Genomic DNA, 13,408 nt, shown 5'->3' on the forward strand with positions numbered 1-13,408 from the left:
TTATTTTGATAGTATATCTAAATGAATAATGTCTTTAAAAGAAGAACTACTTTTTTGTATCCATTGACTCTATTTCTTCTCTTGTCTCTAGGCCAAGTTTTTGCAGATAATGCAGATGATATATTTATGCGTGCAAAGAAGTCTGCAAAGAGAGGGCAGTTGGATTTTGCTTTCTCAGACCTACACTTTTTGGTTGCTTTATATCCAGAGTCTGAACACTATGAAGATTCACTCTTTGCTCTTGGGGAATACTACTACGGTATCGGAGCTTATCATAGTGCTTTGAAAAACTTTAATGAAATTTTGAAGATAAATCCGGAATCGAAAGCGAGAATATTCATAAAAGTATATCTTATGGAAATAGCCAAGAAGAGGGGTGATTCAGATAGAGTAAATAAGTTCAAAAAAGAGATAGTAGTTTCTGAGCAGTTAAGCCTTCTCTTTAGGGATTTTAAAGAATATAACTATACTTCGGCTTTAACGAGAGAGTATAGAGCAGTATATTTTATTGACAAGATAAAGTTTTTTGTAGATGAAAAATTATTTTCAGAAATATATTATTAGACCGTTCTTCTTTCTAATCGGTATATTGATCTTTTTAACAGTTACTGCAACAGTCTTATTAAATATATACTTTTTGTCTTCACTGGATAATATTACTTTAAGGCTGACCGATTATATCGGCGAGAGCGTAAGGCTTGGGTCAATATATTATCTGCCTCCTGCAAGTTTAGTTTTGAATAGAGTTGAGTTTCTAAATATCTCTCAATCTCCGTACTTAAAGTATATAGACCAGCTGAAAATCTCTTTCTCTATCAAGAAGGCTCTGCTTAAAAATAGAATTATTCCTCAAAGCATCAAAATAAAAGAGCCTAAGATATACTACTACGGAGGAGAGAGGATAAAAAAAGACCAAATCTATGATATTGTAAAATTGCTAAGATTCTTTTTTAGCCAGAATCCCGCACTATGCAGTATAGAGAATGCTGCAATTATTATGCCTCAGAAAGATGGTATCCAAAGACGTATAACCCTGGACAGCTCTTTAAGGTTTAGCGGGATATCTTTTTATAGTAACGGTTCTGTTGATTTTTTAAAAGTTTATTCTCACGAAGGAGGAGAGCTGATATCCAATTCTGGAGTATTAAACTACAGCTTGGAAGGCTCTTTAACACAAAATGGTTTTCTGGTAGAGGATTTAAATCTTAAAAAAGATAATCTCTATTTAAAATTGCAAGGAGATTTTTTGGATAATAGCCTTCATCTTAACGGTTATATGACTGCCGGAGGTTTTCTTGAAACCTACCCTGATTATACAGATCTGTTTATAAAGCTAAAGTCCCTTATTTTTAAAAGCAAACCTTATATGCAGATAGTAGGTTCTTCTAAGTCTATCCTTAATATTCAGGATATAGATCTCTTGGTGGATATATCCTACCCTTTGATTCAGGTTAAGAAGGTAACCTTCAGCTTAAACGATGTTCCTTCGATGGTTTATGGCAGTGCAATGCTGATAGAATCTCCTTCTTTTGATTTTAATTTCCACAGTTACCCTGATCAAATGCCTGCTATCAGAATGAATAATACCAAAGCGCTGGACTTAAAGCTGACTGCGTCTTTTGCTTTGAATGGTATCAATGGAAATTGCAATATTGATTTTATAAGAGAAGGATTTGAAGGCAACAAGAGAGAGAGTGTTATAGTAGAGTTTAAGGGATTGAGCCGTTGTTTAGACCAAAACGGAGAGTTTCAAATCAGAAGCGACTATTTGGACGTATCTTATAAAGCAGGCCAAGATTGCAATCTCCGTTTAGATGATGCAATTATTGTTATAGATAATGCAAGAGAGATGAAGAATCTCAATTTTTCATCCAAGCTTTTCGGAGGTACTCTCAGCGGAGAGGGGTCTGTGGTTATCAAGGAGCTGCCTTTAAGATTCAATATCAGTTTTAACCCTGTTGATATAGACTCAAATAAGTTTGATTTTCTATTTTTTCCGCATATCTTCGGGAAACTAAGCGGAAATCTCAATTACAGCAACTATCCAGAGTCACAGTTGCAAGGTAATATAATAATAAAAGATGGTAGAACGGAGGATCTGGATTTTTTCGTCTGGTTTTCAGACTTTTTTGCAGCCCCTTCAATAAGAGATATAGAGTTTAACAACGTTAATTCATCTATAAGTATAACCGAGAGTTCAGTTGATTTTAAAAAGCTGAATCTTGATTCAGAAGACGTGAAGATAAAAGGTTATTTTAAGATTGATTCTGACAATCTTTTGTCTAGTAAAATTAGACTTTCACTCTCTAAATCTGTTATTGCAGAGTCAGCTAAATTCAGACCGCTTCTTAAAATATTAGGAGATGAACTTGATTATCTGGAGTTTGATTTTCAGCTCTCTGGACTTAAAGATGCAGCCAACTTTAAATGGCTTGAGTCTGAGTTTAAGGCTAGACTTCGCGAATCCATCCCTGGTTTTGTCGAGAGAGGGTTAGAGCGAAAGGTAGAAGAGGTTGTAAAATCATTCTCTTTACAGCCTCAAGAAGAGAACTCTTTGGAGTAAATCTTACAGCTGTTTAATCTCGTCTTAACTTGAAAAATATCACTCTGTGCAGAAATATGACACAAATTGGTACAATTTAGACACAAAGGAAATAGTTTGGAATACTTGAGTGCTAATCAAATATCCTATTAAAAATATCTATCTTTAACCTTAAGACAGCCTATACTTTCTACTCCTCAATGGTATAATCCTATCATACAAAGAACAAAATTCGGAATCTTGTCAGCTTATAACTATCTAATTGTCTAGCCCTAAGGGCTTACTCTTCACCTGCAGGATTTACAAACTCATAAAACAATTGGTATAGAGCAAGTTTACTTACCCACTGTGATTCACCAATCATAATGTAATCGTCGCTTTCTTCTTCAGGTATCATTCCGATGGATTCTATTAAACCTCTCTGAACCAGTTTTACAATTGCTGAAGACATTATCCAAAGCGATTCCCCAACAGAAACGTATTTTTGTTGATCCTCTGGCGAAAGATCATTATAAGTATCATCTCCTACTGCTGTTTGCAATCCAGGTTCTACAGTTACACCATTACCATCAACGCTAATACCTTGACGAGTTACAGGGTTGCCTGAAGAATCAGGAAAAGTATTCTCTTCAAATTTGCTATCATCATCCGCAATATTATTAGGACCAAAGAACCCAGGTAGTAATATAGTGGAATCTGGTTCCGTCCATATATCGGGTCCCATAGATTGCTCCTTAGATGGACCCATAGGGTTAACTGCTGGAGGCTTTGCAAACACTACAGTTGATGAGATAAGTAAAATAACTGTAATGGTGCTGCAAGTAAATATAACATTCTTCATTTTACTACCGCTCCTTTTTATTCGTAATTTCATTGATACTATCATTAATATACAATACGCAAGTTATATGCCAATTTTAGTCGTGTATAGCAAATGATGATAAGATATTGAATTTCAAGCAGTTATAAGAGAAGGTACATTTTTATATAGATTAATAATTGTCACAAAATAGATGAAAGTGACAGGTTTAGTTGCGATTTTAGTCTCATTGCTATTTCCAATTACCTTCTGATGCGGTTCTAAACAGTCACAATTTTGCTGCAATAAGGTTTCAAAATTAACCAAGAAGAGATATGCTTTATAACTTGTTGATATTCAAGGAGTAATAAGCATTGATTTAAATAGTTTGTGTATACGATTGATTGCAGTTTAAACGATCAGTATTTCTTAGGTCTTTTACTTTTTTTACTTTCTTTGTATAATATTGTTCAAGATGGATTATATTCAGATCAGAGATACAGATATTAAGCCTGTCTCCAGGATAGGCTTGGGCAGCTGGGCAATAGGCGGCTGGCTCTGGGGCGGAACTGATGAGCATGATGCGATAAATACTATTATAGCAGCACTGGAGCGTGGGATAAACCTCATCGATACCGCTCCTATTTATGGACATGGAAAGTCTGAAGAGTTAATAGGAAAAGCTATTTCAATATACGGCAGGCGTGAGGATGCGGTAATTGCGACTAAGGTTGGCCTCGAGTGGGACGAGAATAATGTTAGAAGAAACTTATCCAGAAAAAGAATACTTAAAGAGCTGGATGATTCACTTAAGAGACTCAATACAGATTATATAGATATCTATCAGGTACACTGGCCGGATGAAAATACTCCTATAGAAGAGAGTGCGGAGGCAATGTTTGAGCTTTATAACAGTAAGAAAATAAGGGCTATAGGCGTGAGCAACTATACTCCTCTTCAGATGGATAGATTCAGAGAGTACGCGCCTTTACATACATCTCAGCCGCCTTTTAATCTCTTTGAACAGTCTGCTGCATTTGATGTCTTGCCTTATTGCCGCACTCGTGGTATTACAACTCTCACCTATGGTACGCTTTGCAGAGGGTTATTGAGCGGTAAGATGAAGATGGATACTGAATTTCAGGGAGATGATATAAGAAAGATAGATCCTAAGTTCCAAAAACCTCGTTATGAGAGTTACCTCAAGGCGGTTAGTGAGCTTAATAATTTAGCTCAGAAAAAATACGATAAAGGTGTGTTACCTATTGCTGTTAAATGGGTGCTTGATCATGAAGGTGTCAATATAGCTCTTTGGGGTGCAAGAAAGCCGGAACAGCTTGAAATAGTAAATGAAGTTACAGGATGGAAATTGGATAGAGAAGTCAGGTTAGTTATTGAAAAAATAATTAAGGAATCTATTGCTACGCCTATAGGGGCTGAGTTTATGGCTCCTCCTGAATAATAAGCTTGAACTCTTATTTTTATTATATTATATTAATATTATAAATACAAAGGAGGTATGAAATGCCAGGATATGACCCGAACTTAGATGAACGTCTCTTTTCAAAAACTTGGGAGTCTGAGTTGGAGCGTTTAACAGTGAGTGTTTACTCTTACAACAAAGGCGCAAAGAAGCTCCAGATTGCTCGTGAGAATATGTCCAGTCAAGGTGAGTTTAGATATGCCAAGATGGGCCGCTTGACCAAAGAGGAATTGGAGAACATACTGCCGTTGATGCAGGAAGCGCTCCAGTGTATGGATTAATCAAGTTTAAAGCTACTTAAATTTCAATCTCTTTTTAATTTTTCATGTCTAGGATATTAATTACCAAATCGAAATATGTTTCAGGCTTGCAATGCCCCAAATATCTATGGGTAAAAGAGCATATGCCTGATAAGATGCCCGCTATTGACCTTGAGCTTCAATTCAGATTTGACCAGGGTAAAGAGGTAGGCAATATAGCAAAGAGAACATATCCTGAAGGTGTAGACCTAAGTGATTCTGATTTCAATCTAAATATTAACCGTACTCAACAGTTGATAAAGAAACGTCAAACTATATTTGAAGCCGGAATATTGGTTGATAATATTTATTCCAGAATAGATATTCTTAACCCGGTTGAAGAAGATAGCTGGGATATTATAGAGGTTAAGAGCTCTATGAAGGTCAAAGACGAGCATTATGAAGATGTTGCTTTCCAGAGATATTGTCTTATTAGGAAGGGTCTTAAGATCAGAAAGGTATATCTAATGCATATTAACCCTAATTTTATAAAGCAGGGAGAGATTGACCCTTATAAGTTTATGCTGACTAAAGATATAACAGAAGAGATAGATAAGATAGAGTTGTCCGATATCAGCATTAGAGTGGAAGAGATGATTGCATTGGCATCAAAGAGTAATATGCCGGATATTAAGATAGGCCCGCAGTGTTTCAGTCCTTATGAGTGCAGTCTTAAAAGCTTCTGCTGGAGCTTTATTCCTAAAAAGAACAATGTATTTATCTTTAACAGGGGCAGAACGCTTGGGTTTCAGCTTCTTAAGAGAGGGGTTCTGGAGCTTAAAGATATAGACGATGAAGAGGTGTTGAACGATAAGCAGAAGATTCAGCTTAAGAGCCATATAAATAATAAGGTGCATATAGACAAGAGTTCTCTATCTGATTTTTTAAACAGCTTGAAATATCCTGCATACTTTCTTGATTTTGAGACAATAAACCCTGCGGTTCCAATTTATGATAACTCCAGGCCTTATGAGAATATACCGTTTCAGTACGTACTCTATCTCTTAAAAGATAAGGATAGCGAACCTGAATTTTTTGGCTATCTCTCTAAGTCTAAAGAAGACCCTCGCCGGGAGATACTTCAAAATTTGAGCAAGATTATTACAATGAGCGGTTCAATAGTGGCTTACTTTGCAGTCTTTGAGAAAAAGGTACTCAATAAAGCTACTGAGGCCTATCCAGAATATAGAGGCTGGTTTAATTGCATTGAGGGAAATTTTTTGGATCTCTATGAGCCGTTTAGAAATTATTACTATTATAATCCGGCACAGCAGGGAAGCAACTCCCTCAAGAGCGTTCTTCCTGCGATTACAGGGAAAGGTTATCAGAATCTAAATATCTCTAATGGTGCGGCTGCAAGCATCAGGTATTTTAATGCTACGCTGAAAGATAGCTTGAACACTAAAGAACGAGATGCTCTCTATGCAGCACTAGAAGAATACTGCGGCTTAGATACGAAAGGTATGATAGATATAGTCGATAAATTAAAAACAATGGCGGCATAGGTGGAAGATTATATTCAGGTATATACTGCAACGGATAAGGATAATGCAGAGGAGATAGCTAAGGGATTGCTTGATAAAAGGCTGGCTGGGTGTATTCAGATAGTCGGCCCAATAAAAAGCAGTTATCGCTTTAAGGGTAAGATAGAAGAGTCTATAGAGTATCTCTGTATCATTAAGACAGAGAGTTCTCTCTTTAGTGCGATAGAAAAAACTATTAAAGAGCTCCACTCTTATGAATTGCCTGAAATAATAGCCGTTGCTATTACTTCCTCAAGCCGGGACTACCTTGACTGGTTAGATAAATCCTTAGTTGATAAGTAGTCTAACTACAGGATTCAGCATTCATCTTGTATTGAAATAGTATCTATAATATAATTAAAAGTTATGATAAGAGAGGCTATAAGATTACTTTCAGAGAGAGAGAACCTGAATGAAGAGCAAACAAAAGCTGTAATGCGTGAGATTATGGAGGGGGAGGTCTCGCCTGTGCAGATAGCTGCGTTTTTAACAACCTTAAAGATGAAGGGTGAGACCTCCCTGGAGATATCCTCTGCTGCCTCTATTATGAGAGAGAAGGCAGTTCAGTTTAACCCTAAGGTGGATAAACTTATTGATACCTGCGGTACGGGAGGGGATAATCTGCATACTTTCAATGTGTCAACCCTGGTCTCTCTTACAGTCTCGGCTTATGGTATAGCCGTTGCAAAGCATGGTAACCGTTTTGTCTCCAGTTCTTGCGGTAGTGCTGATTTAATAGAGGTTTTAGGTATACCCCTCATTAAGGATAAAAATATTATAGAGCGCGGCATAGAGGAGGTAGGATTTGGTTATATATTTGCACCCTACTTTCATCCCGCCATGAGATTTGCCATGCCGGTTAGAAAAGAACTTGGTATCCGTACGATATTCAATATCCTGGGTCCGCTGGCAAACCCCGCAAGTCCAAAATATCAGATACTGGGTGTATATAGTAAAGATTTGATCTCAATTGTTATCAAAGCGCTTAAGACCTTGGGCCTTAAAGGGGCGCTTGTCTTTCATGCTCAGGATGGAATGGATGAGATATCAATTTCAGCGGATAGTGATTATTCTCAATTAAAAGAAGGAGATATTTTAGATGGGATACCATCTATTGAGCCATCGAGATATGGGATTAAAAAAGCAGATTTAGAACTGCTTAAAGTCAATAGCCTGGAGGAATCCTTAAACAAGGCAAGAGAGGTTATAGCAGGGGAGGATTCTCCGGAGCTGGATATAGTAGCGTTAAATACCGGATGGGCGCTCTATGTACTGGAAGAGGTTGCTGATAGTATTGAAGGTTTTAAAAAAGCAAAAGATTTACTTAGGAGCAAAAAGGTTTTAGAAAAATTTAACCAATTAAAGGAGTATTACAGAGATGTCTCTACTGAATGAAATATTATTGGCTAAAAAAGAGCAGATAAGAGAGGCGAAAGAGAGATTGCCGCTAACTGAACTAAGAGAAGAGGTAGAGAATAAAGCTACCGCTAAGAGCCGTTTTCTCAAGGCTCTTAAGGATGATAACTCAGAGATTAAGATTATCGCTGAGATTAAGAAGGCTTCTCCTTCAGCAGGTGATATCTTAAGTTCTGATGCCGATATACTTGAGCTGGCTAAGCTCTATCGTATGAATGGGGTAAGCTGCATCTCAGTGTTGAGTGAGAAGAAGTTTTTTAAAGGTTCTCTCTGGGATTTAAAATTGGTTAAAGAGAGTATAAGCCTGCCTGTTTTAAGAAAAGATTTTATAATAGACGAGTATCAGATCTATGAGAGCAAGTATTTTTTGGCAGATGCAATATTGTTAATTGCCAGAATTCTTGAGCCTGGGGAGTTAGGCAGGTTCTCAGACCTGGCTAAGAGTTTAGGGTTAGATATACTTTTTGAGGTTTATGACATTTCGGATTTAGATAAAGTTATGGATTTAAACCCGGATATTGTCGGTGTAAATAACAGAGATTTAGAGAGTCTGGAAATCAGCTTTGCCAGCTCAGAGGAACTCATTGGACAGATACCGAAAGAGGTATTTAAGATTTCTGCAAGCGGTATCAAGAGCCATAATGATATTCTTTACCTCAAGAGTCTTGGGGCAGACGGTTTTTTAATCGGAGAATCTATTTTGAAGGTTGACGATAGAGCAAAGTATATAAGGGAGCTGCTGGGCTATGGTAAGGGTTAAGTTCTGCGGAATAACAAGGAGTTCTGATGCGCTGGCTGCCTCCAGGCTTGGCATACATGCTTTAGGTTTTATTTTTGTAAAAGAGACTCCCCGTTATATTAGTCCTGATAATGCGGCTGAGATTGTAAATGTTCTCTCTCCTATGGTTATGAGAGTGGGTATATTTATGAATCCGGAAATATCTGAAGTAGAGAACATAGCCGGTAAATGCAGGCTGGATATTATTCAGCTGCACGGCGAAGAGAGCAGCTGTCTCTGTTCTCAGATCAAAGAGAGTTACAGAGTGATAAAGACGTTAAGAGTAAAGAGCAGAGCTGTCTTAGATGAGATCCCGAAATATAAAGATGCTGCAGATGCAATACTCCTTGATACTTTTAGCGAGAGAGCTGCCGGAGGAACAGGGGAGAGTTTTAATTGGGAGATAGCCAGAGATGCAAGAAGCTTTGGACTGCCTATCATCTTATCGGGCGGGCTTAACCCCAATAATATAAGAGATGCCGTTAAAGAGGCAAATCCTTATGCAGTAGATGTCTCTTCAGGTATTGAGCAGTCGCCCGGAGTTAAAGACCAGGAGCTGATGGGAAGGTTTATAGCTTCAATATGGGAAGAGGAATGGGGCTTCTGAGAGAGGCTCGGCCTGTAAAATTGATAATAGCCATGCTTGTAAATAAGGTAGGCCTCTTTGAGAGAGCAGAGAGAGTTTTAGTTAGAAAGTTTGGCGCAATAGATTATGAGAGCAGAGTACTGGATTTTAATGTTACTAACTATTATAAGGATGAGATGGGAGACAATCTGCTGCGAAAGTTCCTAAGTTTTAAGCGGCTGATTTCACCAGGCAGGTTAAGAGAGATAAAACTTTATACAAATAGACTGGAGAAGAGATTTATGAGTAATAATAATAGAGATCTCAATCTGGATCCCGGTTATATTAATGAGGGAAAAGTAGTTCTGGCTTCTACTAAAGATAACCTTCAGAGGTTTTATCTGGGTAGAGGTGTATATGGAGAGGTTACTCTATACCTTAAAGGCGGGGAGTATCAGGACCTTGTTTGGACATACCCTGATTATAAGAGCCCTGAATATAAGAAAATTTTTAGTGAGATACGAGTATTATTTCGCAAACAGATAGGAAGGTGATAGATGTTGCCGGATAAAAAAGGATATTTTTTGGATTTCGGAGGAAAGTTTGTTCCCGAGACTTTAATGGCGGCCTTGGATGAGCTGGATAAAAGTTACGCAAGGATTAAAAAGACTAAGAAGTTCAGGAATATGCTCAACCTCTATCTTAGAGATTATGTCGGAAGACCGACACCTCTATACTTTGCTCGAAACCTTTCTAAAAAATTAGGTTTTAAGATCTATCTTAAAAGAGAGGATCTTGCGCATACAGGCGCCCATAAGATAAATAATACGATTGCTCAGGTGATTTTGGCAAAGATGATGGGTAAAGAACGCATAATAGCAGAGACAGGAGCAGGTCAGCATGGTGTAGCTGCAGCAACAGCAGCAGCATTATTCAGTCTGCCCTGCGTTGTCTATATGGGGGAGGAAGATATAAAGAGGCAGAGTTTAAATGTCTTCAGGATGAAGCTTTTGGGAGCTGAAGTTATAAAAGTAGTCTCCGGCAGCCGTACTTTAAAAGATGCAATAAACGAAGCTATGAGAGACTGGGTTACCAATATAGAGAGCACCCATTATGTTATAGGTTCGGTCATGGGTCCCCATCCTTATCCGATGATTGTAAGAGACTTTCAGATAGTAATAGGGGAAGAGGCGAAGGTGCAGATGGAGAGAGCTGAGAAGAGATTGCCTGACTACCTTATAGCTTGTGTAGGAGGGGGGAGCAATGCCATCGGGTTGTTTCATCCATTTTTTAAAAATAAGAAGGTGAAGTTTATCGGAGTTGAAGCGGCTGGAGATGGATTAAATACGCATAGGCATGGAGCTACTCTCTGTAAAGGTAAGATAGGGGTCTTTCAAGGTTCTAAGAGCTACCTCCTTCAAGATCAGAATGGACAGATAGAGATTGCCCACTCAGTTTCAGCCGGGCTTGATTATCCGGGGGTTGGACCGGAACATTCCTACTATAAAGAGATAGGGCGTGCAGAATATCATGCGGTAACTGATAAGATAGCGCTTTTGGGATTTAAACTTCTCTCTGATTTAGAGGGTATCATTCCTGCTTTGGAACCTGCTCATGTAATAGGTTATATACTTCAGAACAGAAACCGTTTTAAACCCAGAGATGTTGCGATTATATCTCTATCGGGAAGAGGAGATAAAGATATAGATATCGTAAAGGAGTATCTAATATGACGGGTCTTCAGAAGCAATTAATGGAAAAGGTTTCGCGGGGTGAGAAGCTCTTTATACCCTATATAACATTTGCTTATCCTGATATGAAGCTATTCCGCAATCTTTTAAAGATACTCCAGGAGAACGGTGCTGATGCAATTGAGATAGGAATACCATTCTCCGACCCTGTTGCAGATGGGCCTACTATCCAGAATGCTTCTGCTAAATCTCTTAAGAGAGGGGCTTCGCTTCGGAAAGCATTTATCGAACTTAAAAAGATAAGAAGCAATATAGAGATTCCGGTTCTCTTCATGAGTTACTATAACCCTATTCTGGCATTGGGTAAAGATAGATTCTTTAAGCTTTCTCAGGATTGCGGGTTAAGCGGGGTTGTGATACCGGATCTTCCGCTGGAGGAGGCAGGAGAGTTTACTCAGGAGGCAAAGGGTTCTGGTCTCGCTATAGCATCTTTTATCTCACCTACTACATTAAAAGATAGGATCAGGAAGATAGATAGAGAGTGCAGTGGTTTTATCTACTATATATCTTTAACCGGTGTTACAGGTGTCAGGGATATCTTCTCGGGTAATATCATTAGCAGAATAAGAGAAGTAAAGAAGATGGTCTCTAATCCGCTCTGTGTCGGTTTCGGTATCTCGGGAGAGAGTCAGGTGTTAGAGATTAAGAAAACAGCCGATGGGGTTATCATAGGCAGTGCAATTATTAAAATAATCGATCAAAATATAGGAGATAAGAGCAAAACAATAAAAGAGATAGCGCTGTTTTCCAGGAAGATAAGGAAGGCTCTTGATGAGTAGGATATTAGCACTTGACTTTGGAGCTAAAAGAGTCGGAGTGGCTATATCTGATCCTCTGGGAATATTTGCTCAGGGGCTGAATACTTTCAATATTAGAGGCAAGGCAGATCTTTTAACCAAACTCTCCAGATATTTTAACAGCTATGAGATAGCTGAAGTTATAATAGGAAATCCTCTGAATAATCAGGGAGAGGATTCTAAGTTATCTCAGGAGATAAAAAAGTTTGCTAAGATTCTTGGTGAGAATAGAGAAGTAAAGGTGATCCTCTGGGATGAGCGCTACTCCACAAAAGAGGCTGAAACTATCCTTAAGAGCTTAAATAGTAGAAATATAAAGTCTCAAGTTGATAAAGTAGCTGCTCAGATAATCCTGCAATCATACTTGGAAAGGATAAGAAGTGAAAGGGGCATTTAGAATACTTAAAGTATGGGATATAGATATAAATATCCATATAACTTTTTTCGTTTTACCGATTTTTTTCTGGTATATATACGGATTGACCGGTCTCTTTATAATCTTTGCAGTATTTACATGCGTTGCGGCTCATGAGTTGACTCATAGTGTTATTGCAAAGAGTTTCGGTGTTGAGGTAGATAAGATAACGCTGCTTCCTATAGGCGGTATAGCCAATATGCGCTCTTTTCCTCAAACATCAAAGCAGGAGTTTATAATATCCATCTCTGGACCTCTCTTCAATATTTTACTGGCAGTTGTTCTCTACCTGCCTTTGAAAGCAATCTTAGGTTTTGAGGTTTTGATGCATCCTAATCCTGGAACCTGGCCAGGAGCAGTTGCTTATGCTTTTTGGGTCAATCCTGTCTTGGCAGGCTTCAATCTTCTCCCGGCTTTTCCAATGGATGGCGGCAGAATATTAAGATCGCTCCTGGCAATTAAACTCTCTTATAAGAAGGCTACAAAGATAGCAGCAGTCTTTGGACATATATTTGCGCTGATATTTGCGTTTATAGCATTATTGATGCAGCCGCCTAACCTAATATTGCTTTTAATAGCATTCTTTATATTTCAAGCCGCATCTCAGGAGGATTCAGCAGCCGCTTTAAAAGATACCTTAGACAGGGTGAATGTGGGAGATGTTCTGGTAGATAAATTATATACCATATCTTCTCAGGCCAAGATGGAAGAGGTTTTGAATATTGCTCTAGATGTTGCCCAAAAAGATTTCCCCGCATTAGACTCAAGCGACAATACGGTTGGTTTCTTGCCGCGTGAAAAAGTAGTTGCGGCAGCGGGAAGTAAAGAGCTGGATAGAAAGGTGGAAGATTTTATGCTCAAGGAGTTCATATCTTTAAAGAGCAGAGAGCCGCTCTCTTCTGCCTATGTTAAGATGGAAAACAGCAAGTTAAAAGCTTTGCCGGTCATAGATGATGGAGTTTTAAAAGGTGTTTTGACGTTAGAGGATATAAGTAAGGTATATAGACTCTATTCGAGAGATAGAGGCAGGAGGTAAGGAT

The 13,408-nt window shown here is 38.3% G+C and carries 15 protein-coding genes; 14 read left to right on the forward strand and 1 reads right to left on the reverse strand.

What is annotated here, in order from left to right; all coding sequences use genetic code 11:
• The first annotated feature begins 21 nt into the window (after positions 1-21).
• Entirely contained in the window at positions 22-564 is a 543-nt protein-coding gene (locus tag P9L98_04395) for a hypothetical protein (GenBank protein ID MDP8216536.1), read from the forward strand.
• On the forward strand, positions 533-2,563 hold the full coding sequence (locus P9L98_04400; GenBank protein MDP8216537.1) for a hypothetical protein: 2,031 nt from the start codon (positions 533-535) through the stop codon (positions 2,561-2,563). The genes P9L98_04395 and P9L98_04400 overlap by 32 nt, the downstream gene beginning before the upstream one ends.
• A gap of 259 nt (positions 2,564-2,822) precedes the next feature.
• On the opposite strand, the gene P9L98_04405 is transcribed toward P9L98_04400, so the two are convergent.
• On the reverse strand, positions 2,823-3,266 hold the full coding sequence (locus P9L98_04405) for a hypothetical protein (protein MDP8216538.1): 444 nt from the start codon (positions 3,264-3,266) through the stop codon (positions 2,823-2,825).
• Positions 3,267-3,816: 550 nt separating this feature from the next.
• On the opposite strand from P9L98_04405, the gene P9L98_04410 reads away from it, so the two are divergent.
• The 12 genes from P9L98_04410 (at position 3,817) to P9L98_04465 (ending at position 13,404) form a co-directional block, all read left to right on the forward strand.
• Entirely contained in the window at positions 3,817-4,803 is a 987-nt protein-coding gene (locus P9L98_04410) for an aldo/keto reductase (GenBank protein ID MDP8216539.1), read from the forward strand.
• 62 nt (positions 4,804-4,865) lie between these two features.
• The gene (locus P9L98_04415) at positions 4,866-5,105 is read left to right on the forward strand and encodes a hypothetical protein (protein MDP8216540.1); all 240 of its coding nucleotides are present in this window, start codon (positions 4,866-4,868) and stop codon (positions 5,103-5,105) included.
• Positions 5,106-5,227: 122 nt separating this feature from the next.
• Entirely contained in the window at positions 5,228-6,628 is a 1,401-nt protein-coding gene (locus tag P9L98_04420) for a DUF2779 domain-containing protein (protein MDP8216541.1), read from the forward strand.
• Positions 6,629-6,949: a divalent-cation tolerance protein CutA gene (gene cutA, locus P9L98_04425; protein ID MDP8216542.1), complete on the forward strand. Its 321-nt coding sequence runs from the start codon at positions 6,629-6,631 to the stop codon at positions 6,947-6,949.
• Between the two features lie 63 nt (positions 6,950-7,012).
• Positions 7,013-8,041 carry an anthranilate phosphoribosyltransferase gene (trpD, locus tag P9L98_04430; protein ID MDP8216543.1) on the forward strand — a complete coding sequence of 343 codons (1,029 nt, stop codon included), beginning with the start codon at positions 7,013-7,015 and terminating at the stop codon, positions 8,039-8,041.
• Positions 8,025-8,822 (forward strand): indole-3-glycerol phosphate synthase TrpC, encoded by a 798-nt coding sequence (gene trpC / locus P9L98_04435; protein MDP8216544.1) that lies wholly within the window; start codon positions 8,025-8,027, stop codon positions 8,820-8,822. Before trpD ends, trpC begins: the two co-directional genes overlap by 17 nt.
• The gene (locus tag P9L98_04440; GenBank protein MDP8216545.1) at positions 8,809-9,447 is read left to right on the forward strand and encodes a phosphoribosylanthranilate isomerase; all 639 of its coding nucleotides are present in this window, start codon (positions 8,809-8,811) and stop codon (positions 9,445-9,447) included. Before trpC ends, P9L98_04440 begins: the two co-directional genes overlap by 14 nt.
• Positions 9,423-9,959, forward strand: a complete 537-nt coding sequence (locus P9L98_04445) for a DUF4416 family protein (GenBank protein MDP8216546.1) — start codon at positions 9,423-9,425, stop codon at positions 9,957-9,959. Before P9L98_04440 ends, P9L98_04445 begins: the two co-directional genes overlap by 25 nt.
• A gap of 3 nt (positions 9,960-9,962) precedes the next feature.
• A complete protein-coding gene (trpB, locus tag P9L98_04450) occupies positions 9,963-11,138 on the forward strand; it encodes a tryptophan synthase subunit beta (protein ID MDP8216547.1) in 1,176 nt (391 codons plus the stop codon).
• A 20-nt stretch (positions 11,139-11,158) separates the two neighbouring features.
• Positions 11,159-11,935, forward strand: a complete 777-nt coding sequence (gene trpA / locus P9L98_04455; GenBank protein MDP8216548.1) for a tryptophan synthase subunit alpha — start codon at positions 11,159-11,161, stop codon at positions 11,933-11,935.
• Entirely contained in the window at positions 11,928-12,350 is a 423-nt protein-coding gene (gene ruvX, locus P9L98_04460) for a Holliday junction resolvase RuvX (protein MDP8216549.1), read from the forward strand. The genes trpA and ruvX overlap by 8 nt, the downstream gene beginning before the upstream one ends.
• Positions 12,334-13,404 (forward strand): site-2 protease family protein, encoded by a 1,071-nt coding sequence (locus tag P9L98_04465; GenBank protein ID MDP8216550.1) that lies wholly within the window; start codon positions 12,334-12,336, stop codon positions 13,402-13,404. Before ruvX ends, P9L98_04465 begins: the two co-directional genes overlap by 17 nt.
• The last annotated feature ends 4 nt before the right edge of the window (positions 13,405-13,408 follow it).

Origin of the sequence: Candidatus Kaelpia imicola (assembly GCA_030765505.1) — a bacterium.
GTDB lineage: Bacteria > Omnitrophota > Gorgyraeia > Kaelpiales > Kaelpiaceae > Kaelpia > Kaelpia imicola.